Source organism: Devosia sp. T2-14, from assembly GCF_055397495.1.
In genome coordinates, this window is the sequence record NZ_AP027921.1 from 1,570,210 (window position 1) to 1,594,526 (window position 24,317).

Genomic DNA, 24,317 nt, shown 5'->3' on the forward strand with positions numbered 1-24,317 from the left:
GCTCACTTCTGCTGGCGCAGCTGCTCGGCCGCCTCAATGGTGGCGCGAGCCACCTCGAATATCTCGTCCACAGGGATCGGGGCGGAGCCTCCCTCAGTCACTGCGCGCAAAAAAGCAGCGGCACAGGCATTCTGGCCCTTGTCCTGGGTCCAGCCGCCTAACTTTTTGAACCCGGGCACGCCGTAGCCCTTGAGTGCGCGGAAATTGTCGAGCGCCAGAATGCGACCGCCAGCAAACGCTTCGATGCGCTCTTTGGGGAAACTAGCCGCCCCATTGGCGAGGTAGTGCACTGTGCCGAATGAGCCGTCTGCAAAGCCGAGCGTGATCGCCGCCTTGTCCTCGGTCTGGGTGCCTCCCGATGAAGCGCCCATGCCGCGTGCCGACACCGAGACGATAGGTGAGCCGGCTAGAAAGCGCATAAGATCAATATGATGGCAGGCTTCGCCAATGATGCGCCCGCCTCCTACTTTTAGGTCCTGCGTCCAGTGACTAGCCGGAATAGCGCCTGCATTCATGGTGAAGATGAATGATTTCGGTTCCTGCACGCCGGCCAATAGTTGCTTCATCCTGACCACATGGGGCGCGAAGCGGCGGTTGAAACCCACCATCAGCAGCCGGTCTGCGGCTTGCTCGAAAGCACCCTTAACCGCATCGAGTTCAGCGAATGTAAGCGCAAGAGGCTTTTCGACGAAGACGTGTTTGCCCGCCGCTAGCGCTTTCTGTACCAGCCCAGCGTGAGAATCGTGGCGGGTGACGATCGCTACGGCGCCCGTCGCCGAATCATCGAGAACGGCGTTTATGTCGGTCGAGGCATTGGCAAACCCGGCCGGGCGGCCGTGCACAACGCTGCTGGTGCCCGAATTGGTGACGATGGTGGAAAGCTGCGCGCCTGCCTTGCGGAAAGCCGGTATCAGCATGCGCGATGCGTAATTCCCCGCGCCGATGAACCCTACCTGCGTAGCTGCACCGGCGATCTTGCGCTCCGGCATCAGGGCGATTGTACGGTCGAAGGAGGCCTTCGTCCCCTTGCCATAGGTCAGCAGCAGGCCTAGCGCACCTTTGTCGCTGGCCAGCGTGTCATAAGCGAAGGCGCTTCCTCGAACACTACGCTACCGCTTATCAGCGGGCGCACGTCAAGCGCGCCCTGGCTCATCATGTCTAGAATGGCCTCAAAGTTGCGCTGGGCCGTCCAGCGGACGAAGCCAAATGGATAGTCGTTGCCGCCCTGTTCGTAGGACGGATCGTAGCGCCCCGGACCATAGGAGCACGATACCGAGAACGAAAGCTCCTTCTCGTAGAAATCGGCCCTGCTTAGCTCTAGTCCTGTCACCCCGACTAGGACAATGCGGCCGCGCTTGCGGCTCATCTTAGCGGCTTGCGTTACCGGGTCGCTTGAGGAAGTTGACGCGGTGATGATCACCGCATCTACCCCGTGCCCGCGGCTGAAGGTGATGCCGGCGACGATCGGGTCCTGCCCCTGCGCAGGGTTGCAAATTTCTGCGCCGAAGCTCTTGGCTAGCTCCAGCTTGCTCTGGTCGAAATCCACGGCCAGCACGCGGCAGCCTTGGGCGCGCAGCAGTTGCACCGTCAAAAGACCGATAAGGCCCACGCCTATGACGACAACTGCTTCGCCTAGCGTCGGCTCGGCCAAGCGAATGCCCTGCAAGCCGATCGAGGCGACGACGGTGAACGCAGCCGCTTCGTCGCCGACATTGTCAGGAATGCGTGCGCATAAGTTCTCGGGTACGTTTACGATATCGGCATGGGCACCGTTTGAGACGACCCGGTCACCGGGCTCGAATTGGCCCACACGGGCACCGACTTCGCGCACGACTCCGACATTGCAATAGCCAAGTGCAATGGGCTGAGCGAGCTTGGAGCGCACCGCATCGATGGTATTGAGAACGCCGTCAGTGCGCGCCTTGTCGATCATTTGTTTGACGCGTTCGGGCTGCTTGCGCGCCTTTTGCAGCAACGAGGAGCGGCCGAAATCGACCAGCATGCGTTCGGTGCCAGCGGAAATCAGGGTGGTCGTGGTCTCGATCAAGACGCTTCCAGAACCAGCCACAGGTGCCGGTGCGTCGGCAATGTACGTCGCACCAGAACCCATGTCCTGCATGATCTGCCGCATGACTACCTCTTAAAATAAAACGCGAGAATACGGTCGCTGTACCGAGAGCGCCGACGGCTCGGTCGTCGCTCAGGGAGCGGTTACCAGCTTATATTGCCAAGCGCCATCCTCAGGTGCGACAAAGTCGGCAAGACTGCTGCCCCCCGTAATCGCAACTAGGCGCCGATGTGGATCGATTTCAACGTCGACAGGTCCTGTCGGGCTGGCCAGGGTCGCCGAAATCGGCAGGTCGAGACCAGTCGCCGGCCGGAGCGTCCACTGCTTCCAGCCCGGCTCGACGATCTCCAACCCCACCATCTTGCGGAACATTACGTTGAAGAAAGCCGCGCCCCAGGCGTGGTTCCAATCAAGGTTTTCCTTGTACTTGAGGTCCCAGGCCTCGTGGGTGACCGTCGCGTCATATGCATCGAGCATGTGCAACCAACCGCGGTCGGTGCGGTTGAGCATTAACCCGACTGCAACGTCGCCTGCGTCGGCGTCGAATAGCCCGTCGAGAAGGAACTGTGCGCCGTAAACGGATGCCGGCACCCCGCCATTGTATGCGGCGATCCGCCCTCGCAGGGCATCCACGGTTTTCGCTACCCGATCCTCTGGCACAAGGCCCAGAGCCAGCGGCACGAACAAGGCATGGGCAGCCATATGGTCTGAGCCCTTGCCATCGACAAAGAGGCCGGTGGCCGGATCAGTCAGCTGCGCTAGCATGGCCTTTTGAAGATCGTCGGCCATGGCACGGTACTCTATGGCGTCATCGGTCTTGCCGAGCGCCTCAGCGATCCTGCCCATGCATGTAAAAGCGGCGTGGACAAAGGCGTTAACCACGGTGTTATGCGTGGTCATCTCGTAGCTGTCACGTTCAACCGGTGGCCAGTCGACGATGTCCTCGAGATAGTCGGCGCCGGTTGCCTCGACGAATTCTTTGGCCCGTTCTTCGTCATAGGTGTTGATCAGGCCAGTTTTGTCGATGAATTCGCGCAAGGTAAAGATATCGAGCCGATCATAGATGGAGGCCAAGTAATCGGTGTCGCCGTCCGCCTCATAGATTTCCCAGGCGAGCAGAATGGTCTGACTCATCCACTCGCTAGGCCAGGTTGGCTCGCGGAACAGTTCCTCCAGCGTCCGCCGCATAACCTTGGTATCGCCGGTCAGCGCGTACCAGCCGCGCTGGTTGATGAGGGCGTCAGCCTGATAGGCGAGGCGCTCGCGGTCACCATCCACGAACAGGTCCATGAAGCTGGTAGCAACCATGGTGTGACGTCCCAACTCGAATAGCCTGTTGAGGTCGGCACTACGTGGGTCGGCACCACCAAAGCGTATCGATCCAATCGGGGCATAGTGTTCCGAAACGTAAGCAGTGATGGCGACTGCTGTGGGATCGAGGCCCTGAGGCCAACCTTGAATTTCGATATAGCGCAGCGGCATCACCGATACGCCTTCAGGCATGCCGCGGGCATCGAGTTCGCGCAAAGGTACTCGTGTGGCGGTATCCCCCAGCTTTAGGTCGGTCTCGTGAAAGCGCACAGAGCCATAAGAGGTGGGGTCGAGTAGGCCGTTGGCGCCAAGACGCTCGCCCATGCGCACTGTCAGCGCCGCTCCCTTGGTCTGCTCAGTGCCTGCGATGCTAACAGATGCGAACCACGTCTTTCCCAGGTCGATCTGCAGTGTGTCGCCGACTACGCGCGTTGCTGCCGCCACAACCGAAACGGTCCTGACATCCGGGGTGAGCACTGCCGGCCTAGTCAGCCAATATGCAAAGGCGCCCGTGCTGAGGATCAGAAAAAAGGCTGTGGCGGGGCCCGCAAGCCGGCGGCCCGTCCAGGTCAATGCTTCGCCCCGAATAGGTTGTCGGGCTTTTGGTAGCTTATCAGGACGGCACGATACTGGCCCTTGAACACGAACATGCTCCCGGCGGCCGCGCCCACGACCCCTACCGTATCAATCAGGGCCTGCATATGATCGGGCGTGCCGGCGCCGCCTACGAACGTGAGCGGGCATTCGACGAGCCCGCGCACCTGCTTGGCAAGGTCGAGATCATAGCCTCCCATCATGCCGTCGCGATCGATGTTGTTGATGACGATCTCACCGGCGCCGAGTTCGACCGCCTGCCGGCAGAAGTCCTGCAAGGAAGCCTTCTGCTTGGACTTCCCGTTGTGAGTGTGCAGGTTGTAGCCGCCAAAGATTGCATTCTTGCGGACATCGAGAGTGACAACGACGCTTTGGCGGCCAACGGCGTCGGCCATTTCACTGATGAGCTGCGGCCGCGCCAACGCCGCTGAACTGACCGATACCTTTTCGAAACCTAGCCCAATCAGCTTTGTAGCCTGGGCCGCACTGGTCACGCCGCCGCCATAGCACAGCGGCATACGCGACTCCACGGCAATGCCTCGCAGACGGGCAAAGTCCGGTTCGCGGCCATGCGCGCTTGCATCAATGTCGAGGAAGGTAAGTTCATCGACCTGCTTCTCGTTGAAAATCTTGACGGCGTTCAAAGGATCGCCGACATATTTGGCGTCTTTGAACCTCTGTGTCTTAACGAGCCCGCCGTCGCTCATCAGTAGGACAGGAACGATACGCGACCGCAGCATCTAGATCTCGGCGAAGTTGCGGAACAGGTTCACCCCATTGCCGTGGCTTTTTTCGGGGTGGAACTGCATGCCGAAGACATTGTCCCTGTTGACCGCACAAGCCATGTCTTTCCCGTAGGTCACGGTGGCCAGCACATGCTCGGGCTCATGCGCGTCGAAATAGTAGCTGTGCAGGAAATAGAAGCCGCGCTCGAAGTCTATGCCGGCAAGTACCGCGCTTTCCCTTTGGGGCGAAAGCGAATTCCAGCCCATATGTGGCAGCTTAGGGAGCGAGTTGATTGCACCTGAGTCAATCCGCCGGACCCGGCCGGGAATCCAGCCAAGACCAGGCAGGTCGCCCTCGTCGCTAGACTCAGCCAAGATCTGCATACCCACACAGATGCCCATCGCCTTTTTACCTTGGCCCAGGACTTGCTCGTTGAGGAGGTCACGTAGGCCAAGCCGCATCAGATCGCCCATGACTTGGTCGAACGCGCCTACTCCCGGCAGAATATAGCGGTCGGCGGCGGCCAACTCCGCGTGATCGCCCGTTACTACGTGAGGCACCTTGAGCTGCTTGAAGATGGTCGCGATGGCTGAGACGTTGCCCGAGCCGTAGTCGACGATGCCGATCACCGCTTGATTGCCCTTTCCACGCCAAGTGCCTTGAGCACCTGCGCGCCGGTCTCGAACATCCATTGCTGGTTGGCGTAGTCCTTGTATGTCTTGAGCGGCATTTGGTGATACTGGCGCAATTCATCGACGCTTATGCCGAGCTTGGTTGCGATGTACTCGAATTCCTCTTCAATCGTTTCTGGATTGTAGGCAGGTTTTTCGAGCTGGGCCATGGCGATTTCTCGCGTCATCTGATCGGTCAGGATGAGGCTAGAATATTGTACGCGGCGGGTATCGTAGCCAAAGCGCGTAGGCAGCCAGTAGGCTTCATAAAAACGGGTGAAGCGCGATTCGAAGTGCTTCTGCGGATAGGGACGCCAGCCATAGGTCTCTGATAGCACCTTGGCCGCATGTTCTTTTGTATAGGGCAGGTAGTTTAGTGGTTTGGCTACCCGCACACCGCGCAGATATCGCAAATACACTTTGTGAAACAGAACGCTCGAGAACGGATAGGTTTTGAGTGGGCGCGTGCCAAAGCGGCGATGGATATCGCGCAGTTGTGCCATGTCCGTTCCGTAATACAGCCATTCCTTCGGATTGCGCACGCATTCGGTGGCGTAGTTGCCGCCGTTGAGGATGTACTTGATGTTATTCTTGTTGGCGAAGTGGTAGAGCGTGGCGATGAAGGCGTGGTCTTGGGGAATGTCCAGGTGCGGTACGCCGGCCTTAAAAAAAGCCAGCTGGAAATCGCGCATCTCTTCCCAGTTGATCACTTCGGTATAGAGATCAAGCCCCAGTCCCTCGACGAGGACCTGGATATTGTTGACGGCAAGGTCAGTGTTCCAGCCGCCGTCGACATGGAAAACCAACGGGCGCAAGTTGAATTCAGTCACAGCCAGATGCAACAGGTATGAGCTATCGAGCCCGCCGCTCATGCCCATGATGCAGTCGAACGGATGGCCCTTTCCGACCTCCTTGATCTTTTCGACCTGGGCGCGGAACATAGCTTTGCCATCGTCGTTTGGATGCCAGTTGGGCAAGACGTGGCTTTTGAAGCCGCGGCAATGGTCGCAGACGCCATGTTCGTCGAACTCGATCTTGGAGTCGCTGGTGTCCATGACGCAATTGGTACAGATCTGGTAGGGTCTCATCCTGCCTCTTGAGCTTGCCGACCATGCGGTCGCGGCGGCATCCAGCTGGGTTCGTTTCAGCGGAAAATTTTGACGTACTTCCGATATTCGCGATGGGCGTCGCGCGCAAGCTCCCATCGCCGCAGATTTGGAAGTGAGGCGAGCGAAGCGTGCCAATGGTGGATCACTTGCACCGCCGGATCGTAATAGACCTGCTCTCCGACGTCGTGGAGCTGCTTGGCTAGAAAGTACTCCTCCGACATCATGAAAGTCGGTGCCCATAGCCGCTCGAACTGCGCGAAGAACTGCGGTCCGAGCAGGTAGCACGAGCCATGGCCTTGAAAGATCGGCCGAGCCGTCTGCCATTGCTGCTCGTCGGCCCGGTCGCTGAACCTGCGGAAGTGCATCGCCACCTTCTGAATCAGCATGCCAAGTTGATAGTTCGAATAATAGAGGTCGTAGAAGATTTCTCGGACTTTGCTGATACTCGAGATTACGTGAGGATTCTGGTGCTCGCCATCCACCGTCATCACGTCGGGCGAAACTACGGGATGACTCGCCCAGCGACCAACATTGGCCTGCACGCGATCGGCGAAGTCGGCTGCAAATTCAAGATCGTTGTTGCCCACCACCATCCAATCGATTTCGGGGCGGGTCTGGCGCAGACGATCAATGCCGAGATTGAGGCCCCGGAAATAGCCTATATTGTCAGGGCTGAAGATGACCTGGACCTGGCTGACTTCCCGCTCAAGATCAGTGAGAATTTCTCGCTCGATTGGCGACGAAGCATTGTCGACCACGATTATCGCGATGTCGTGCCCGGCATTGGCAGCCAGCGAGCGCGCGGCCGTCACCGTAAAATTGCTGTTATTGTAGTTGGTGCAGACATAGCCGAGCTTCATGCCGACGTGTTCTCCTGGGGCTTTCCATGGGCGGAGCGCTTCAGATAGCCCACGAGCAGCAAGACGAGCAAGATCGCTTCACCCAGCACAAAGCTGATCGCCGCTCCTGCATCGGCCCACAAAACAATCATGACCGAACCGGCCAGAAGACTGGCAAAGCCAGTGCCCACGAGCACCAACAGCACATACCGGGTTTCGCCCATGGCGTTGAGTCCGGCCGTACCGAGCATGAAATTTGTGACGCCCAACAGGGTGGCGATGCTCATTACGAAAAATAGTCCAACAGCAGGAATGAAGGCCTGACCGCCTATGGTCGCGAGTACCCGCTCGCCGAACAGGGCATAGACAATGGCCGCCGCGGCAATCATCGTTAGCAATACCGCCTGCTGCTTGGCCGACAGTCGCAGCATGTCAGCCAATACAGTGCGTCGAGGCTTGTTCGTTGTCGCCTGCTTAATGGCAGTGGGGAAATAGTGCTGATTAAGCGGCCGAATGGCGGCCTGCAGGGCCTTGGCAAGTTTTTCTGCCATAGAATAGGCCGCGATGGCTCCGCTAGATGCACCAAAAAAGCCGAGCAACAGGGTATTAATGTCCTTGTAGACGATTGTGCTGAGATTGCCTAGAAACACGTGGCGTCCTGCTTTGAACATGTTCACGAGCGCATTGGCCCGCGGGGCGCGCAATTGTAATCGATGCTTGTACATTCCCGCCATTAACGAGGCGAGTGCGCCCACTAGATAGCAGCCGCCGATGACTACCGGCACAAGGATTACCTGGTCGGCTTCACGCACGATGATCAGTACCAGAACCATCGCGAGCCCTCGGCTTGCGACATTGCTGACCGCGAGCGCCTTGTTGTCTTGCAGGCCCTGGAAGAGCCAGTTGGGTGACACCGCGAAGCTCAATGGAACGAGGCACCAAGCCGCCACGAATGGGAGAAGTGCAGGATTGATTGCTAAGGCAGTAAGGCACACTAAGGGCGCGCCGAGACAGAATAGGATAAGTCGGGCGGTAAGGACACGACTGAGAAGCGCCGACAACTCGGCGCGGTCCCTTTCGGCATCAAGGCTCACAACGGCCGCAACGCTCGTGACTTCAAAACTGTAGAGCACCAAAGTTAGAAGAAAAAGTGACAGCGCTTCTGCCTGCACCAGCAATCCATAGTGGTCGACACCCACCCTGGCCAAAGTGATTGGGTAGATCACCAATGGCAATACGGCATTGGCGCCCTGCACGGCCGCCAATGACAAGATGTTGGAGATCGCCCTGGGCATCAGCACTCGCCGCCGTACGCGTTAGCTTGCGAGCATGCCGCGCGTGTCAATGACCAGGGGGGGCTTGGTCAATGGCACCTTAAGGTCTTTGAACTGGGCGTGGTCTACGAGAAGTACGACAATGTTGGCTCGTTCCAGCGCTTCTTCTGCCGTTACCAGGCTAGAATTCTTGTGGGGGGCGAAGGAAGCGGGTAGCTGTTCGATGAAGGGCTCGACCAAGAGCACGTCACCCCAGTTCTTGTCGCAGACATCGAGGGCTATCTCAAGTGCGGGGCTCTCGCGCAGGTCGTCAATATTGGGTTTGAAGCTCAAGCCGAAGCAGGCAATCGTCGGCTTCTCGACCGCGCCAGCCGCGGCGCGGATCTTGTCGACCACCCAAAGGGGCTTGCCGTCGTTTACTTCGCGGGCGGTGCGGATGAGCCGCGCCTGTTCGGGGCTCTTGCTGATGATAAACCAGGGGTCAACGGCGATGCAATGGCCGCCCACGCCCGGGCCGGGCTGTAGGATATTTACACGCGGATGGCGGTTGGCGAGCCGGATCAGTTCCCACACATCGATGCGCAGGGTGTCACAGATGATAGAAAGCTCGTTGGCAAATGCGATGTTGACGTCGCGGAAGCTGTTCTCGGTCAGCTTGCACATTTCCGCCGTGCGTGCGGTGGTGATGACGCAATCCCCTTCAACAAAGGACTTGTACAAAGCCGCCGCCTCGCTTGAGCAGCGGGCCGAGAGCCCCCCGATCACGCGGTCGTTCTGCACCAGTTCGCGCACGACGTGGCCCGGCAGCACCCGTTCGGGGCAATAGGCGATGCGGATGTCGGAGGCATCGCCATTTGTTTGTGGAAAGGTGAGGTCGGGGCGCGCTGCCGCCAGCCAGCTAGCGAGTTGCTCGGTCGTGCCGACCGGCGAGGTCGATTCAAGGATCACCAGGTCGCCGGTCTTCAGCACCGGTGCCAGGTTCTTGCTCACTGCCTCGATGTAGCTCAGGTCCGGTTCGTGGTCGCCCTTGAACGGGGTTGGCACGGCGATGAGGAAGGCGTCGGCCGGCTCGGGCGTGGTCACCGCCTTGAGGTTGCCAGCGGCCACGGCGGCCTGCACCAACATGTCGAGGTCGGGCTCAACGATGTGCACCTTGCCCTGGTTGATGGTGTCGACGGCGTGCTTGTTGACGTCCACGCCAATTACGTTGAACCGGCGCGAGGCAAAGATCGCTGCAGTGGGCAGGCCGATGTATCCGAGGCCAATGACTGAAATCGTCTTAACCATTATCAGTGTCCTGAATTTGCGAGAATATCTGCGATGCGTTCGCAGGCACGGCCGTCGCCGTACGGATTGGCGGCGCGCCTCATGGTTTCGTAGGCCACGCCGTCAGTCAGAAGTTTGTACGCTTCAGCATAGATGAATTCTTCGCTCGTGCCGACCAAGCGCACGGTCCCAGCCTCGACGGCTTCCGGACGCTCGGTGGTGTCGCGCATCACAAGAACAGGTCGTCCGAGCGAGGGCGCTTCTTCTTGGATGCCGCCGGAATCGGTGAGAATCAGGTTTGAGCGAGTCATCAGGTAGACGAAAGGAAGGTAATCTAGTGGCTCGATTAGGTGGATGTTCCCAATATTACCCAATAGTCGTCCCACCGGCTCGCGTACGTTGGGATTGAGATGCACCGGATAGACGATGTCGACATCGGGCAAGTCCGCTGCTAGCCGCGCCAGCGCTCGGCAGATACGCTCGAAACCGTCGCCAAAATTTTCGCGCCGGTGTCCGGTTACGAGCACCATGCGGCGGCCGGGTGCTAGGTACGAGAACTGCTGTTCAAACTGATGGCGCAACCTCCCATCTGCCTCGAGCTTGCCGGTTACTTGCAGCAGCGCATCAATAACCGTGTTGCCGGTGACATGGACGGTGGAGGGATCAACCCCCTCGCGCAAGAGATTGTCACGTGCCGAAGTTGTAGGAGAGAAATTCCAACGCGCCAGTGCCCCTGTCAGCTTGCGGTTGCCCTCTTCGGGCCAGGGCGAATAGAGATTTCCCGTGCGCAGGCCGGCCTCGACGTGGCCGATATGAATGCGCTGATAGTAGGCGGCAAGTGAGGTGGCGAAGGTCGTCGAGGTGTCGCCATGAACGAGCACCACGTCGGGAGTCCATTGCGCAAATACGTCGCGCATGCCGCCCAGAATGCGCGACGTCAGGTCCGTCAGATCCTGGCCGGCCCGCATTATGTCAAGATCCCAGTCGGGTTTGATCTGGAACAGCGAAAGTACTTGGTCGAGCATTTCGCGATGTTGGGCGGTTACGCAAACCTTGACTTCAAGCGTCGGCTTGCCCTTGAGCGCCGCCACGAGCGGCGCCATCTTGATGGCCTCCGGTCGGGTGCCAAAAACGACCATGACTTTCATTGGTTCCATTTCTTGCCGTGAATGCGCTGCAGCGTCGCGACTGATTAGCCGTCCCTCCTGCTTTGCACAAGCAATGTCGGGCAGGCGCTAGCGGCTGGCCTGTTGCAAAATCTGGCTGACGACGGCGCAGGTCTTGTCGATCTCCGCGTCTGTCAGGGTGGGATGAACAAGAAGGGCAATGCTGGTTTCCCCCAATTCCTTGGCAACCGGTAGGCGCTCCTGCGGCCGCCAGCCTGTGCCATCGAACGCCTTTTCGAGATAAACCTCTGCGGCCGAGCCGTGCATGCACGGCACGCCAGCCGCGGCGATCTCGGCGACGACCCGGTCGCGCGTCCAGCCTTCGGCTAGGTTTTGCGGCTGAACGAACCCGTAGAAGCGATACCAGGCGTGCCGCGCCCAGTCTGGCACCTCCGGCACTCGAATGCAGGCATGGTTGGCGCAGGCTTCGGCTATGCGGTTGGCGATCTCGGCTCGGCGCTTGCTCCAGTCCGGCATGCGCCCGATCTGGATCAAGCCGATGGCTGCCTGCATTTCCAACATACGCCAATTGGTGCCGAAGCTTTCATGCAAGAATCGGTAACCGGGCGGATGCTGGCGCTCGTAGACCGCTTCCCAGCTCTTGCCATGGTCCTTGTACGACCACATGGCCGACCACAGGTCGTGGTCGTTGGTAGTCACCATCCCACCCTCCCCGCCTGTGGTCATAATCTTGTCTTGGCAGAACGACCAAGCGCCCACATGTCCGATCGTACCGACGCTTCGGCCCTTATAGAGCGCGCCATGCGCCTGAGCGCAGTCTTCAATCACCTTGAGGTCATGTTGAGCTGCCAGTTCCATGATCGGGTCCATGTCGCATGGCATGCCGCCCAAATGAACGCAGATTATGGCTCTGGTTCGCTCCGTGATCATTGCCTCAATGGTGCGGGCTGTGATGTTCTGCGTGTCCGCATCGACATCTGCAAAAACTGGTACTGCGCCTGCTGTCACGATGGCTGAGGCCGAGGCAAGAAAGGTGCGCGGAGTGGTGATCACCTCGTCGCCCTGGCCGATCTTGAGCGCTTTCAGCGCGACATCTAACGCCAAAGTACCATTTGCAAGCGCGACGGCGTACTTCGTTCCCGTCCATTTCGCAAATTCCTGTTCGAAATGGCGCGTGACCTCTCCAGTCCAATAGTTCACCCTATTGGACCTGAGAACCTCCTGCACCGCCTGAACTTCTTCGGCAGTATAGCTTGGCCAAGGCGAAAAACCTGTTCCTAACACGATTAACCTCATAGATGCGCGAGCAAGCCCGCCTAGTGATTGAAATCCGGGCGATTGGGTATGTGATTGGCTAGAACGCTGACGCCAAGGCGATCGATCATATTGCGTTCCAAAGAGTACGTACGGGCGAGCAAAATTGCCTGCGGAGCGGACATCCGGTTCTGCTAAGAATTTGACCGCCGTCTATCATGCGACCGCCTTTTATGTCACCGCAAAAATCCCGGTTTCTTATGACCTTCCATGCGGTTCAGCGCTCTGATCATTGGTGCGCAAGGGCGTGTGCGGTTTCGATGACCGCGGGCAACTCATACTGCCCCCCCCAACAGCCCCAAAGGCCCGCAACACGTCGAGTGACACTGATACCTCCTTGAGTAGTAGCGCCAAAGCACCTCTTGTCGCGCGCACGGCAAGAGGTCCAGTCTGGCGCCTGCGTGACAAGCAGGCAATCCACGATAGCCGAAGGTGCCGCGCCTTTGCCAAGGGACTTGCCCTAAGCATTCCAAGCTCGTCGTCCAACAAGGCGGTGTTTTCGTGAATTCGGAAAGGCAGAGGTCACGTTTGGGACAGTTTTGGGACAAAACACCGTACCAAGTGGTGCAAAACCGTCTTCCGTTATATAATAACATCGATTATATATCAGGATGTTAGGGAGCATAACCATACGGTGAAATAGGGTCTTTTAGCACTCCGAAGGCGGAGGCCCCAGCAACATCGCTGTCTCGACGACGCCTCGCATCAGTTGCGCACGCCCATGGCGGTGCGCGCACGCTAATCAATGCGGCGCCACACGAAGGCGATCCCCAAAAGATCCATGAGACCCTGCACTCGACACTCGACGCGCTGCATCGTTCGAACCGCACCACCAATCGACGGCTGACGCTAGCCCGCGCGTCCGGCCATGATCGCTCGCGCCTCCGGTACCGACTACAAGGTCATGCGCTTTGTGGCGTTCGAAAGGCGGCGGCGACTGCGCGACAGCCCTCCGGGGTGGACATGTTGATGTCTGCATCGGCGAGGAGTGGTCGAGCCCAATGGCACCGGTATCAACCGGGCCTGTTCCTGATCGCCGCCGTTTCAATTCCTGGGCTTCATGCTCGCTACCCTGCTGATGGTCGTGCCCGTCGCCATGATCTTTGGCGCCAAATGGTGGCAGGGGCTGATTACCGGGGCAGTGCTGGCGGTGTCGGCATATCTGCTGTTTGACTGGGCTCTGGCTGTCGTCCTGCCCAAAGGGGTCCTGGGAGGGCTCCTCTAATGGATACACTTTCCTATCTCGCCACCGGATTTGGCGTGGCCTTGGCGCCTATCTACTTGCTGCTAGCCGCCGTCGGGGCCGTTGTTGGCACCATGGTTGGCGTCCTGCCGGGCCTTGGGCCGATCAATGCAGTCGTCATGCTGGTTCCCGTCGTTTTCGCGCTCGGTCTGCCCCGGAAACTTCACTGATCCTGATGGCGGCCATCTATATCGGCTCCGAATGCGGGGGGCGCATCAGCGCCATGCTCATCAGTGTCCCCGGCGAGGCATCGGCGGTGATGACGGCATTGGAGGGCTATCCATTGGCCCGGGAAGGCAAGGCGGGCATCGCGCTGTCGCTCTCGGCCTGGACCTCGTTTGTCGGCTCGGCAAGCGCCACCGTCGGCATCGTGCTGGCGGCGCCAGTGCTGGCGCGCTGGGCATTGGCGTTCGGTCCCATCGAATATTAGCGTTGGTGATCTTTGCCTTTGCCTTGCCGGCCTGCTCACTGAGCAGCCGGTTAAGGCCATGCTGGCCATCATGGTCGGTCTCGCCAATGCCGCAAGCTGGCGCGGTTCGCTGATCGGCTTTTTCGTCGGCTTTGGCCTACACCACGGAAAAGCGAGGGGCGGAACGCCGGGACCCCGAGGGGCAGTCGCTTCGGGCGAGGCGATATGCGGGGCCTCGCATCGGTCGAGGCCGCCGATAACAGCGCTTCCAAAGACAATTTCATTCCGATGCTGACGCTGGGCATTCCAGTTCGGGTACGACGGCGATCATGCTGGGGGTGCTGACGCTCTACAACATCACGCCTGGTCCGGCGCTGTTCAACTCGCAGCCGGCTCTGGTCTGGGGCTCATTGCCTCGCTGTTCATCGGCAACGTGCTGTTGCTGGCCATCAACATTCCTCTGGTCGGCCTGTTTGCCCGCATGCTTTCGGTGCCCGCCTGGGTGCAGGTGCCTTTCATCGTCGTGGTCAGCACGATCGGCGTGGCAGCCTACCTGCTCCGGCGTATCGGCGTGCCAATGGCACCACTCATCCTGGGGCTGGTGCTGGGCAAGATCCTTGAGCAAAGCCTGCGCCGCTCGCTGTCGGGCGGCGAGGTGGCCATCCTGTGGTCAAGCTCGATTGCCATTGTCCTGTGGGGGATGGCAGCCGCAGTGTTCCTGGTGCCGCTGGTGCTCAAGCGCTGGAAGCTGGGTTTGCCTAAGCCGTCAGGGGTGTAGCGCTGATCAGAATGCCGTCGCGATCGGCGTAGGCATATTTGCCGGGGGCGAAGGTTACGGCGCCGAAGGTGATGCTGCCCTCGGCCAGGCCTGAGCCGGTCTTGCCGCTTTTGATCGGCGTCGAGCCCAGGCAACAGACGCCTAAAGCCATGGCATCAATGAGAATTCGGTCGCGGACGGCGCCGTTGATGATGATGCCGGCCCAGCCGTTGTCGATCAGGCGCTGCGCGTTGACGTCGCCCAGGAGCGCGGTCCGGAGCGAGCCGCCACCGTCGACGACCATTACGCGGCCATGGCCCGGCTGGCTTAGCATCTGGACCAGCAGCGCATTGTCCTCAAAGCACTGCACGGTCGCGATGGGGCCGTGAAAGCTCTCCTTGCGGCCCATCCAGGTGAACTGCAGCTGGCAGGCCGAGACGGCGTCGGGATGGCGGTCTACGAGGTCTGCCGTGTTCATGTGCGGTAGTAGACCTCGCCCGCGAACAGGCGGCGGGCTGTGCGGAAAACTGTGGCGTGGAGGACCTTTAGCACGCCATCGCGCTCACCCATTTCGGCGTCGACGCTCATCGTGCCTGAGGGATGGCCGATGCGAATCCTGTTGCCAGCGCTCTTGGCCGCAAGGCGATGGGCGACCGTGCCTTCGACGCGCAGGGCGGCGGCAAGGCAAAGGGCGCCGGTCAAAGGGATGGCATTGTGCGGCTGGCCGACCGAAATGGTGCGCGAGAGGATGTCGCAATCGGCGGCGGCAAGGACCTGTCCCGATAGAGTTGGGGCGTCCTGAGGCGCGGAAAGGATGGCGATCTTGGGGATGCTGACCATGGCCGCGGCTGCAGCAAGATCGGCAGAAAGCCCCATTTTGATGGCAGCATGCTGACGGATTTCTTCAAGAATTCTGGTGGTTTTCTTGTTGTTTGCGAGTTCTTTCGGCATCTCGGTGCCGGCAAGGCCCAAATCGGACGCGGCGACGAAGACAAACGGGTTGCCAGCATCGACCATGCTGACCGCGATGGCGCCCAGGCCTTCGACTGTAATCGTGTCGATGGGGTTGCCGGTGGGCAGCAGCTTGCCGGTCTTGGAGCCGCCCGGGTCGAGAAAGTCGAGACGGATCGGCGCGGCGGTGCCGGAGACGCCATCGAGGGCGAAACCACCGTCGGTTTCGGCGATCCCGTCGCGAACGGCGAAGCGCGATGCGATGACCTTGCCGGTATTGGTGTTGTGGATGCGCACGACCGCTTCGCCATCGGCGGGTGCGGGCACGAGCCCTTCGTCAACGGCGAAGGGGCCGATGGCCGAGGACATGTTTCCGCAATTGCCTGCATAGTCGACAACGGTGTCATCAACCGAGACCTGGGCGAAGGTGTAGTCCACATCGGCATCGGGATGGGTCGGCTTGCCCACGACGCAGACCTTGGACAGCGAGGAAATCCCGCCGCCCATGCCATCCAGTTGACGGCCGTTCGGATCGGGGGAACCCATGGCCGCGAGGAAGATCGGCGCCCAATCTGCGCGGTCGGCGGGCAGGTCCTCGGCCCGGAAAATCAGGCCCTTGGACGTGCCGCCGCGCATGAAGACCGCTCTAATGCGTTGTTGTGCCAAGGCTAATTGCTCCCAAATTCACAGCGCCGCCGCCGTTTCCCGATGACGCTTGACAGCATTGCCACAAAATGAAAACTGTCAACAGTTATCACTTGAAGCGTGGCCATGGCATTCGAAACCGCAATTCAACCGCACCCATCCGTGAGCGATCAGGCCTTCGCGGCCATCGTCGATGCGATCTCGCAGGGCGTCATCGCGCCCGGCTCGCGGATCAAGGAGGCCACGATTGCGCGTGACCTCGGCATCAGCCGCGGCCCGCTGCGCGAGGCGCTGCGCCGCCTGGAAAGCCATGGCCTGGTGGAGCGCCGCCAGAACCTGGGCGCCTATGTCACCAAGCTGACGCTGGAAGATCTCGACGACCTGTTCCGGGTTCGCGAGGCGCTTGAGGGTGCGGCCTGCGGGCTGGCGGCAACCCGCATCAGCGATGAGTCGATCCAGGAATTGACCGCGATGCTTGATCGCCACGCCCAGACCACGGCGGCGAGCGGCCACTACTGGCAGAAGTCCTCGGACGACGATTTCCATTTCCGCATCATCCGCGAGAGTGGCAGCCGCCGCCTGTTCGATGCGCTGTGCTCCGAGCTTTACCTGCAGGTGCGCCTCTACCGGTTCCGCTCCTCGTCCAATGCCGCGCGTTCGGCCATGGCCGTGCAGGAGCACCGCGACATCGTCGCCGCGCTGGCGACGCGCGACCCGCGCAAGGCCGAAGAGGCCATGCGCACCCACATCTCCAATGCCCGCAAGAACCTGCTCTGGCTCGGCGACGACGCCCCTGTCCAGGAAGAAGACGAGAAGGATATCGCTTCGTGACCAAATCTGCCGGAGCCCGCCTGCGCGAGATCGTTGAAGCCCGTCGCGGCACCCTGCTGCCTGGCGCCGGCAATGCCCTGGCCGCCCGCATCATCGAGGACCTTGGCTACGAAGTCGCCTATGTCAGCGGCGCTGGGGTGACCAATACCTGGTTCGGCATGCCCGACCTCGGCTTCATGGGCCTGACCGATATTGCCAACCACACCGCCGCCATCCGCGATGCGGTGGAGCTGCCGCTGATCGTCGATGCCGATACCGGGTTTGGTAATGCGCTGAACGTGCGCCACACCGTGCGCACCCTCGAGCGGGCTGGGGCCAATGCCATGCAGCTCGAAGACCAGGTGATGCCCAAGCGTTGCGGACACTTCTCGGGCAAGGCCATCGTCGAGACCGGCGAAATGATCGGCAAGATCAAGGCTGCTGTCGACGCGCGGCACAGCCAGGACTTCCTCATCATGGCGCGCACCGATGCGCGGGCCGTGCATGGCTTCGAGGCGGCGGTCGAACGCTGCCACGCCTTCGAGGAAGCCGGCGCCGACATCATTTTCCTTGAAGCCCCCGAAAGCGTCGAGGAACTGCGCGCCATGCCCGGCGCCGTGGCCTCGCCCCAGCTGGTCAACCTGGTGGTCGGCGGCAAGACCCCGATCCTGCCGACGGCCGAGTTTGCCCAGATGGGCTTCTCGCTGGTGCTCTACGCCAATGTGGCGCTTCAGGCGGCCATGGCCGGAATGCAGGCGGCCCTGGGCACGCTCAAGAATGGCGGTGATGTCGGCGAGGCCAGCGGCCTGGTCGCCACCTTCAAGGAGCGCCAGCGCCTGGTGAACAAGCCGATGTATGACGCGCTGGATGCCAAATATGCCGACTAAGACCCAAAACGATCTGTTCGGCGTCCGCCGGACCTTCGATACCGGCATGGGCCGGCTGGGGCAGCTCTATTCGCTGCCCGCATTGGGTGAGGCCGGATATGCCGGCATAGCCCGCCTGCCGGTTTCCATCCGCATCCTGCTTGAATCCGTGCTGCGTCAGGCCGATGGCAGCACCGTGACGCGCGAGCATGTCGAAGCGCTGGCCAATTGGCAGCCCAATGCCGTGCGCGATGAAGTGCCCTTCACCGTGTCGCGCGTCGTGCTGCAGGATTTTACCGGCACGCCACTGGTCTGCGATCTGGCGGCCATGCGCTCGGCCGCGTTGCGGCTGGGCAAGTCGCCCGAAGTGGTCGAGCCGCTGGTGCCGGTGCAACTGGTGATCGACCACTCGGTGCAGATCAACGAGACCGGCGGCGCCGATTCCCTGTTCCGCAACATGGAGCTGGAATATGAGCGCAATCGCGAGCGCTACGAGTTCTTCAAGTGGGGCACGCAGGCGTTCAACACGCTGACCGCAGTCCCGCCCGGTTTCGGCATCATTCACCAGGTCAATCTGGAGGCGCTGGCCAAGGGTGTGTTCGAGCGCGATGGCGTCTTCGTGCCCGATACGCTGGTGGGCACCGACAGCCACACCACCATGATCAACGGCATCGGTGTCGTCGGCTGGGGCGTGGGCGGTATCGAGGCGGAATCCGCCATGCTGGGCCAGCCGGTCTATCTGGTGGCGCCCGACGTGGTGGGCGTCAACCTCACCGGCGCCCTGCGCGAAGGCGTGACCATTACCGATGCCGTTCTGGTCATCACCGAGCGGCTTCGCGCGGCCAAGGTGGTTGGCAAGTTTGTCGAGTTCTTCGGCGCGGGCGTCGCCAGCCTCAGCGCCACCGACCGCGCCACCATCGCCAACATGGCCCCAGAATATGGGGCGACGATGGGCTTCTTCCCGGTCGATGAGCAGACCGTTGCCTATTACCGCACCACCGGGCGCAGCGAAGACGAGATTGCCTTGCTCGAGGCCTATCATCGCGCCCAGGGCCTGTTCGGCTGCCCGCGCGAAGGCGATATCGACTATTCCAGCACCATCGTCATCGATCTCGCTGCGATCCGGCCGAGCGTGGCCGGTCCCAAGCGTCCGCAGGACCGCATCGAACTCGATCACGTCGCGTCGCGCTTCTGCGAGCTGTTCAGCGCTCCGGTCGAGGCTGGCGGCTACGCTCGCAGCACCGATATTGCCGACCGTGCTCCTGTCCGCGCGCGTGCGTCCGTCAGCCAGGGGGCCACGGCGCTGGCTGCCGACACCAAGGCCGCGCCGCTGCCCGAGACACTGGGCCATGGCGACATTCTGGTGGCTGCCATCACCTCCTGCACCAATACGTCCAATCCGGACGTGCTGCTGGCCGCGGGCCTTCTGGCGCGGAACGCCGTGGCGCGGGGCCTGCAGGTGGCGCCCTGGATCAAGACCTCCTTCGCGCCGGGCTCGCGCGTCGTCACCGACTATCTCGATGCGGCGGGCCTGCTGCCCGCGCTGGAGCAGCTCGGCTTTGGCGTTGTCGCTTATGGTTGTGGCGTCTGCGCCGGCAATAGCGGCCCGCTGGCTCCGGCCATCGACGACACGGTCAATGATGCCGATCTGGTCTGTGCCGCCGTGCTGTCGGGCAACCGCAACTTCGAGGCGCGCATCCACCCCTCGCTGCGCGCCAACTTCCTGATGAGCCCGCCACTGGTGGTGGCCTATGCCATTGCCGGATCGGTGCAGGTTGACCTTGCCACCGAGCCGCTCGGCCATGACGCCGATGGCAAGCCGGTGCTGCTGGCCGATATCTGGCCGACCAGCGCCGACATTGAAGCCATGCGGCCCTTTGCCGATGACCCCACCTCGTTCCGCCGCGCCTATGCCAACAAGGAAGATGGCGGGCGCCTGTGGGATGCGGTCGAGGCGCCGAGCGGGCAGACCTACACCTGGCCTGCTTCCACCTATATCGCCGAGCCGCCGATCTTTGACGGTTTTTCCGAGGAGGTCATTCCGCCTGCGCCGGTCGAAGGCGCCCGGGTGTTGGCCATTCTGGGCAACTCGATCACCACCGACCACATCAGCCCTGCCGGGATGATCAAGCAGAACTCGCCAGCTGGTAAGTGGCTGCAGGAGCGGCAGGTGGCGCCGGCGGATTTCAATACCTATGGCACCCGTCGCGGTCAGCACGAAGTGATGATCCGCGGCACCTTCGCCAATGTGCGCCTGCGCAACCTGATGGTGCCTGGCACCGAGGGTGGCTTTACCCGCATCGCCGGGAGCGACATCCCCGTCACCATTTTTGACGCGGCCGAGCATTACCGCGCCAGCAAGACCCCGCTGGTGCTGTTTGCAGGCGAAGAATACGGCTCCGGCTCCAGTCGCGACTGGGCGGCCAAGGGCACGTTCCTGCTCGGCGTGCGGGCCGTCATCGCCCGCAGCTTCGAACGCATCCACCGCTCCAACCTCATCGGCATGGGCGTGCTGCCGCTGCAGTTCATCGGCAGCGACAGTGCCGAGACGCTGGGCCTTGATGGCACCGAAACCATTTCGATCGCCGGCATGACCCATCCGGTCGCGCCCCGCTCGACGCTACAGCTGGTCATCGACCGCGCCGACGGCACATCGCTCAGCCGCGACGTGCTGGTGCGCATCGATAGCACCATTGAAAGCGAATATTTCCGGCACGGAGGAGTGCCGAAATACGTCCTGCGCAAGCTGTTGTTCAGCTAGCGCCCGAGACCCCACACGACACAACATCCTGGGAGGATTATCTATGTTCGTGACCAAGACCATGCGCGGCCTGCTTGCCGGCATCACCCTGTCGGCCCTCGCACTGGGCACGCCGGCAATGGCACTCGAACTGCTGGCCCCGTCCAATCCGGGCAGCGGCTGGGACCAGACCGCCCGTGCCCTGCAGGGCGTGCTCGACTCCGAAAAGCTGGCCAGCAATGTGCAGGTCGTCAATGTCGGCGGCGGCGGCGGCACCATCGGCCTGGCCCAGTTCGTCACCACCTCGGGTGGCCGTGACGACACCATGCTGCTTAGCGGCCTGGCCATGGTTTCGGGCGTGCTGATCAACCAGTCGGCGGTGACGCTGGACGAAGTGCGCCCGCTGGCGCGCCTCATCGGCGAATATGAAGTCATCGTCGTGCCGGCCAGCTCGCCGATCAAGGACATCAAGGAGCTGATGGACCAGTTCAAGGCCGACCCGCGCTCGGTGTCCTGGGGCGCCGGTTCGGCCGGTAGCGCCGACCACCTGCTGATGGGCCTCATCGCACAGGCGGCCGGCGTGCCGGCCATCGACATCAACTATATCGGCCATTCGGGCGGCGGCGAGGCTCTCGCGGCCATCCTGGGCGGGCACGTTACCGCCGGCATCAGCGGCTACCAGGAATTCGCTTCCCAGATCGCCAGCGGCGACCTGCGGGCTCTCGCTATCTCGGCTCCCGAGGCCGTCGAAGGCATCGATATCCCCACCTTCGCCGCCAATGGCTATGACATCGACTTCGTCAACTGGCGCGGCCTGATGGCACCGGCCGATATCAGCGAAGAAGGCTTTACCGCTCTGTCGGCCATGGTCGACAAGGCTGTTGCAAGCCCGGCCTGGGCCACGGTTCTGGCCGATCGCGGCTGGCTGAGCCTCTACCAGCCGGCGGACGAATTCTCCGAATTCCTCGCTGCCAACCGCGCCCAGACCGAAGAGACCCTGCGCGCCATCGGCCTGGTCAACTGATCACCTTCATCGCGGCAAGCACGGTTCATCCGTGCTTGCCAACCGTATCGACGTGGCCTGCGCCTGCGCGGGATGCGTTCGCACGCAAGGGGAAGCCATGATTTCCGCCCAGTCTTTCCGCATCGGCGGATATGTTATCGCTATCGGCCTGCTCGCGCTGGGAGCCTTCATCATAACCGGCGCCGCCACCATGCGCGTGTCGCCCATCTATGTCCGCTCCGGGCCGCAGCTGTTTCCTTATCTTGTTGGCGGGCTGGTGCTGATCGTCGGCGTCAGTGCGCTGCGCGAGGCCATTGCGGGACGCCTCGCCCCTGACAGCGAGCTTGAACTCGATCTCATGCCACCGCTTTACATGGCGGGCGGGCTGATGCTGCAGATCCTGGCCATCCGCCATCTCGGCTGGATCGTGTCGTCTACGCTGCTGTTCATGGCCGGGGCGCGCGCCTTCCGCAAGGACACGCCGCTGCTTGATCTGCTGATCGGCCTGGCGCTCGCCATCGCCACCTACTTCATGTTTGACCGCTGGCTGGGCCTTCGCCTGCCTGCTGGCAGCCTGTTTTTCGGCTGATCCGGGAAGGACCACCGCAATGGATACACTCAACTCCCTGCTGCACGGCTTTTCGGTCGCCCTTACGCCCTATAGCCTGATGTGGGCCTCGATCGGCGTCATCCTGGGCACGGCAATCGGCGTGCTGCCCGGCATCGGCCCGGCGCTGACCATCGCGCTGCTGCTGCCGGTCACCTTTCACCTCGATCCGGCTTCGGCCTTCATCATGTTCGCAGGCATCTATTACGGTGCCGTCTATGGCGGCTCGACCACGGCCATCCTGCTCAATACGCCCGGCGAATCCGCCTCAATCGTGACCGCGCTCGACGGCCATGCCATGGCGCGGGCCGGACGAGCCGGTGCCGCGCTCTCGACCGCCGCCATCGGCTCGTTCGTCGCCGGTACGATCGGCACGCTGGCTCTGACCTTCGTCGCGCCCCTGCTGGTCAAGCTCGCGCTGCTGTTCGGGCCGGCCGAATATTTTGCGCTGATGGTGCTGGCCCTGGTCACGGTTACAGCCGTACTCGGCAGCTCGCTGGTGCGCGGCATGATCAGCCTTGTCATGGGCCTCTCGCTTGGGCTTGTCGGCATCGACATCCAGACTGGCCAGACACGCTTTGCGTTTGGCGTCCCCGAGCTGCTCGACGGCATCGACATTGTCGTGGTCGCGGTCGGCCTGTTCGCGGTGGGCGAAACGCTCTATGTCGCGGCGCGCTCGCGCTATGAAAGCGAAGAGCTCTACAAGCTGCGCGGTTCGCTCTGGATGACCCGCAACGAGTGGAGCCGGTCGTGGAAGCCCTGGCTGCGCGGCGCGTTTATCGGCTTTCCGCTCGGCGCGCTGCCGGCGGGTGGCTCGGAGATCCCGACCTTTATCTCCTACATGACCGAGAAGCGCCTCTCCAAGAATCCGGAAGAGTTCGGTAAGGGCGCCATCGAGGGCGTGGCCGGGCCGGAAGCTGCCAACAATGCCTCGGCCGCCGGTGTGCTGGCCCCGATGCTGGCGCTGGGCCTGCCGACTTCGGCGACCGCCGCCGTAATGCTGGCTGCGCTGCAGCAATATGGGCTGCAGCCGGGGCCGACCCTGTTCCAGAACAATCCCGACCTCGTCTGGGGCATGATTGCCAGCCTCTATATCGGCAATGCCCTGCTGCTGATCCTCAACCTGCCGCTGGTCGGCATCTGGGTGAAGCTGCTGTCGATCCCGCGGCCATGGCTCTATGCCGGCATCCTGATCTTCGCGTCGCTGGGCACCTATACGCTCAACAACAACGTCGTCGATCTGGTCATCCTGTGGGCCATCGGAGTGTTCGGTTTCGGCATGCGTCTGTTCGACATCCCCGTGGCGCCTGCCATCGTGGCGCTGATCCTGGGGCCGATGGCCGAACAGCATTTCCGCCGCGCCATGTCGATCAGCCAGGGTGATCCCAGCGTCTTCATCACCCATCCGCTCTCGGCGATATTGCTAGCGATTGCCGCGATCCTACTGGCGCTGCCCTTCTACCTGCGCCATCGCGCCAGGCGCCGGGCGGCGCTGGCCTGATCGGAGAAGCACAATGGGCCCAGTCTGACTGGGCCCATTCTTTTTGTTCCTAGAAAATCCCGTTCGCCCGCTGGAGTTCGCGGATATAGGCGATGATGTTCTGAGTGTCGGCGGGGGTGATGGCGGGTTGGGCCGGCATGTCGCCGAAGCGCCAGTGATGGGCGCGCACGCCCTGGGTCACGGCCATCTCGAAGGCATAGTCGGCGTGATGGGACGGCTCGTAGATCTTGTGCACGAGGGGCGGGGCGGTGCCGTCGATACCGGCGGCATTGCTGCCGTGGCAGGCGGCGCAGGTGGCCTCGAAGGCAACCTGACCGGCAATAGCGCTGGCCGAGAAAGTCGCGGGAACGGCGACCTCAACCATGGCCTGCGCTACCGATGAAGGTGGGGTCGTGGGTGCACCGGTATTGAAGGCGCCGGCGCCAAACAGGGTGGCCACGACAAGGGCGCCGCCCAGCAGCCAGATTGTGCGTTGATTCATAGTAC

At 61.6% G+C, this 24,317-nt stretch carries 23 protein-coding genes and 1 pseudogene; 10 read left to right on the plus strand and 14 right to left on the minus strand.

The features are described from left to right. Window positions 1-2: 2 nt before the first annotated feature. From ACZ5WT_RS07800 to ACZ5WT_RS07850, 11 genes are all read right to left on the minus strand, one after another. Entirely contained in the window at window positions 3-989 is a 987-nt protein-coding gene (locus tag ACZ5WT_RS07800) for a Gfo/Idh/MocA family protein (RefSeq protein ID WP_464286805.1), read from the minus strand. A 59-nt stretch (window positions 990-1,048) separates the two neighbouring features. Continuing rightward, a complete protein-coding gene (locus ACZ5WT_RS07805) occupies window positions 1,049-2,131 on the minus strand; it encodes a zinc-dependent alcohol dehydrogenase (RefSeq protein WP_464286806.1) in 1,083 nt (360 codons plus the stop codon). Between the two features lie 69 nt (window positions 2,132-2,200). Beyond that, window positions 2,201-3,952, minus strand: coding sequence for an alpha-L-rhamnosidase-related protein (locus ACZ5WT_RS07810; protein WP_464286807.1), 1,752 nt, complete (start codon window positions 3,950-3,952; stop codon window positions 2,201-2,203). Continuing rightward, window positions 3,949-4,713, minus strand: a complete 765-nt coding sequence (locus ACZ5WT_RS07815; protein ID WP_464286808.1) for an AglZ/HisF2 family acetamidino modification protein — start codon at window positions 4,711-4,713, stop codon at window positions 3,949-3,951. The genes ACZ5WT_RS07810 and ACZ5WT_RS07815 overlap by 4 nt, the downstream gene beginning before the upstream one ends. After that, complete coding sequence (gene hisH, locus ACZ5WT_RS07820; protein ID WP_464286809.1) at window positions 4,714-5,328, minus strand: imidazole glycerol phosphate synthase subunit HisH; 615 nt, start codon at window positions 5,326-5,328, stop codon at window positions 4,714-4,716. Then, a complete protein-coding gene (locus ACZ5WT_RS07825; RefSeq protein ID WP_464286810.1) occupies window positions 5,325-6,425 on the minus strand; it encodes an N-acetyl sugar amidotransferase in 1,101 nt (366 codons plus the stop codon). The genes hisH and ACZ5WT_RS07825 overlap by 4 nt, the downstream gene beginning before the upstream one ends. A gap of 89 nt (window positions 6,426-6,514) precedes the next feature. Next, window positions 6,515-7,339: a glycosyltransferase family 2 protein gene (locus ACZ5WT_RS07830; protein ID WP_464286811.1), complete on the minus strand. Its 825-nt coding sequence runs from the start codon at window positions 7,337-7,339 to the stop codon at window positions 6,515-6,517. Further along, complete coding sequence (locus ACZ5WT_RS07835; protein WP_464286812.1) at window positions 7,336-8,613, minus strand: oligosaccharide flippase family protein; 1,278 nt, start codon at window positions 8,611-8,613, stop codon at window positions 7,336-7,338. Before ACZ5WT_RS07835 ends, ACZ5WT_RS07830 begins: the two co-directional genes overlap by 4 nt. A gap of 21 nt (window positions 8,614-8,634) precedes the next feature. Continuing rightward, window positions 8,635-9,879, minus strand: a complete 1,245-nt coding sequence (wecC, locus tag ACZ5WT_RS07840) for a UDP-N-acetyl-D-mannosamine dehydrogenase (RefSeq protein WP_464286813.1) — start codon at window positions 9,877-9,879, stop codon at window positions 8,635-8,637. Window positions 9,880-9,881: 2 nt separating this feature from the next. Then, window positions 9,882-11,006, minus strand: a complete 1,125-nt coding sequence (gene wecB, locus ACZ5WT_RS07845) for a non-hydrolyzing UDP-N-acetylglucosamine 2-epimerase (protein WP_464286814.1) — start codon at window positions 11,004-11,006, stop codon at window positions 9,882-9,884. An 87-nt stretch (window positions 11,007-11,093) separates the two neighbouring features. Further along, window positions 11,094-12,269, minus strand: coding sequence for a DegT/DnrJ/EryC1/StrS family aminotransferase (locus tag ACZ5WT_RS07850; RefSeq protein WP_464286815.1), 1,176 nt, complete (start codon window positions 12,267-12,269; stop codon window positions 11,094-11,096). A gap of 1,081 nt (window positions 12,270-13,350) precedes the next feature. Here ACZ5WT_RS07850 and ACZ5WT_RS07855 point away from each other — a divergent pair. From ACZ5WT_RS07855 to ACZ5WT_RS07870, 4 genes and pseudogenes are all read left to right on the plus strand, one after another. Next, window positions 13,351-13,524, plus strand: a complete 174-nt coding sequence (locus tag ACZ5WT_RS07855; RefSeq protein ID WP_464287167.1) for a hypothetical protein — start codon at window positions 13,351-13,353, stop codon at window positions 13,522-13,524. Further along, window positions 13,524-13,712, plus strand: a complete 189-nt coding sequence (locus ACZ5WT_RS07860) for a tripartite tricarboxylate transporter permease (RefSeq protein WP_464286816.1) — start codon at window positions 13,524-13,526, stop codon at window positions 13,710-13,712. Before ACZ5WT_RS07855 ends, ACZ5WT_RS07860 begins: the two co-directional genes overlap by 1 nt. A 5-nt stretch (window positions 13,713-13,717) precedes the next feature. After that, complete coding sequence (locus ACZ5WT_RS07865; RefSeq protein WP_464286817.1) at window positions 13,718-13,972, plus strand: tripartite tricarboxylate transporter permease; 255 nt, start codon at window positions 13,718-13,720, stop codon at window positions 13,970-13,972. Between the two features lie 204 nt (window positions 13,973-14,176). Then, window positions 14,177-14,729, plus strand: a pseudogene (locus ACZ5WT_RS07870) (tripartite tricarboxylate transporter permease). On the opposite strand, the gene rraA reads toward ACZ5WT_RS07870, so the two are convergent. Both rraA and ACZ5WT_RS07880 read right to left on the minus strand, forming a co-directional pair. Beyond that, on the minus strand, window positions 14,710-15,186 hold the full coding sequence (gene rraA, locus ACZ5WT_RS07875) for a ribonuclease E activity regulator RraA (protein WP_464286818.1): 477 nt from the start codon (window positions 15,184-15,186) through the stop codon (window positions 14,710-14,712). The pseudogene ACZ5WT_RS07870 and the gene rraA overlap by 20 nt on opposite strands. Next, entirely contained in the window at window positions 15,183-16,295 is a 1,113-nt protein-coding gene (locus tag ACZ5WT_RS07880; RefSeq protein ID WP_464286819.1) for a PrpF domain-containing protein, read from the minus strand. Before ACZ5WT_RS07880 ends, rraA begins: the two co-directional genes overlap by 4 nt. A gap of 135 nt (window positions 16,296-16,430) precedes the next feature. Between ACZ5WT_RS07880 and ACZ5WT_RS07885 the strand changes: the two genes are divergently transcribed. The 6 genes from ACZ5WT_RS07885 (at window position 16,431) to ACZ5WT_RS07910 (ending at window position 23,831) form a co-directional block, all read left to right on the plus strand. Continuing rightward, window positions 16,431-17,135, plus strand: coding sequence for a GntR family transcriptional regulator (locus tag ACZ5WT_RS07885; RefSeq protein WP_464286820.1), 705 nt, complete (start codon window positions 16,431-16,433; stop codon window positions 17,133-17,135). Beyond that, the gene (locus ACZ5WT_RS07890) at window positions 17,132-18,001 is read left to right on the plus strand and encodes an isocitrate lyase/PEP mutase family protein (RefSeq protein ID WP_464286821.1); all 870 of its coding nucleotides are present in this window, start codon (window positions 17,132-17,134) and stop codon (window positions 17,999-18,001) included. Before ACZ5WT_RS07885 ends, ACZ5WT_RS07890 begins: the two co-directional genes overlap by 4 nt. Beyond that, window positions 17,991-20,741 (plus strand): aconitate hydratase AcnA, encoded by a 2,751-nt coding sequence (acnA, locus tag ACZ5WT_RS07895; protein WP_464286822.1) that lies wholly within the window; start codon window positions 17,991-17,993, stop codon window positions 20,739-20,741. Before ACZ5WT_RS07890 ends, acnA begins: the two co-directional genes overlap by 11 nt. 61 nt (window positions 20,742-20,802) lie before the next feature. Continuing rightward, window positions 20,803-21,744, plus strand: a complete 942-nt coding sequence (locus ACZ5WT_RS07900) for a Bug family tripartite tricarboxylate transporter substrate binding protein (RefSeq protein ID WP_464287168.1) — start codon at window positions 20,803-20,805, stop codon at window positions 21,742-21,744. A 97-nt stretch (window positions 21,745-21,841) separates the two neighbouring features. Further along, window positions 21,842-22,312: a tripartite tricarboxylate transporter TctB family protein gene (locus ACZ5WT_RS07905; protein WP_464286823.1), complete on the plus strand. Its 471-nt coding sequence runs from the start codon at window positions 21,842-21,844 to the stop codon at window positions 22,310-22,312. A 19-nt stretch (window positions 22,313-22,331) separates the two neighbouring features. Further along, window positions 22,332-23,831 carry a tripartite tricarboxylate transporter permease gene (locus tag ACZ5WT_RS07910; protein WP_464286824.1) on the plus strand — a complete coding sequence of 500 codons (1,500 nt, stop codon included), beginning with the start codon at window positions 22,332-22,334 and terminating at the stop codon, window positions 23,829-23,831. A 49-nt stretch (window positions 23,832-23,880) separates the two neighbouring features. Here ACZ5WT_RS07910 and ACZ5WT_RS07915 read toward each other — a convergent pair whose 3' ends face one another. Next, the gene (locus ACZ5WT_RS07915; RefSeq protein ID WP_464286825.1) at window positions 23,881-24,312 is read right to left on the minus strand and encodes a c-type cytochrome; all 432 of its coding nucleotides are present in this window, start codon (window positions 24,310-24,312) and stop codon (window positions 23,881-23,883) included. Window positions 24,313-24,317: the final 5 nt, after the last annotated feature.

Excerpts from the sequence above, each read along its gene's own strand:
- ACZ5WT_RS07835 (WP_464286812.1), bottom strand. The coding sequence starts at position 8,613 with ATGCCCAGGGCGATCTCCAACATCTTGTCATTGGCGGCCGTGCAGGGC.
- wecC (WP_464286813.1), bottom strand. The coding sequence starts at position 9,879 with ATGGTTAAGACGATTTCAGTCATTGGCCTCGGATACATCGGCCTGCCC.
- rraA (WP_464286818.1), bottom strand. The coding sequence starts at position 15,186 with ATGAACACGGCAGACCTCGTAGACCGCCATCCCGACGCCGTCTCGGCC.
- ACZ5WT_RS07905 (WP_464286823.1), top strand. The coding sequence starts at position 21,842 with ATGATTTCCGCCCAGTCTTTCCGCATCGGCGGATATGTTATCGCTATC.
- ACZ5WT_RS07880 (WP_464286819.1), bottom strand. The coding sequence starts at position 16,295 with ATGCGCGGCGGCACGTCCAAGGGCCTGATTTTCCGGGCCGAGGACCTG.
- ACZ5WT_RS07910 (WP_464286824.1), top strand. The coding sequence starts at position 22,332 with ATGGATACACTCAACTCCCTGCTGCACGGCTTTTCGGTCGCCCTTACG.
- ACZ5WT_RS07805 (WP_464286806.1), bottom strand. The coding sequence starts at position 2,131 with ATGCGGCAGATCATGCAGGACATGGGTTCTGGTGCGACGTACATTGCC.
- ACZ5WT_RS07825 (WP_464286810.1), bottom strand. The coding sequence starts at position 6,425 with ATGGACACCAGCGACTCCAAGATCGAGTTCGACGAACATGGCGTCTGC.
- ACZ5WT_RS07915 (WP_464286825.1), bottom strand. The coding sequence starts at position 24,312 with ATGAATCAACGCACAATCTGGCTGCTGGGCGGCGCCCTTGTCGTGGCC.
- acnA (WP_464286822.1), top strand. The coding sequence starts at position 17,991 with ATGCCGACTAAGACCCAAAACGATCTGTTCGGCGTCCGCCGGACCTTC.
- ACZ5WT_RS07860 (WP_464286816.1), top strand. The coding sequence starts at position 13,524 with ATGGATACACTTTCCTATCTCGCCACCGGATTTGGCGTGGCCTTGGCG.
- ACZ5WT_RS07865 (WP_464286817.1), top strand. The coding sequence starts at position 13,718 with ATGGCGGCCATCTATATCGGCTCCGAATGCGGGGGGCGCATCAGCGCC.
- ACZ5WT_RS07815 (WP_464286808.1), bottom strand. The coding sequence starts at position 4,713 with ATGCTGCGGTCGCGTATCGTTCCTGTCCTACTGATGAGCGACGGCGGG.
- wecB (WP_464286814.1), bottom strand. The coding sequence starts at position 11,006 with ATGAAAGTCATGGTCGTTTTTGGCACCCGACCGGAGGCCATCAAGATG.
- ACZ5WT_RS07800 (WP_464286805.1), bottom strand. The coding sequence starts at position 989 with ATGCCGGAGCGCAAGATCGCCGGTGCAGCTACGCAGGTAGGGTTCATC.
- ACZ5WT_RS07885 (WP_464286820.1), top strand. The coding sequence starts at position 16,431 with ATGGCATTCGAAACCGCAATTCAACCGCACCCATCCGTGAGCGATCAG.
- ACZ5WT_RS07900 (WP_464287168.1), top strand. The coding sequence starts at position 20,803 with ATGCGCGGCCTGCTTGCCGGCATCACCCTGTCGGCCCTCGCACTGGGC.
- ACZ5WT_RS07830 (WP_464286811.1), bottom strand. The coding sequence starts at position 7,339 with ATGAAGCTCGGCTATGTCTGCACCAACTACAATAACAGCAATTTTACG.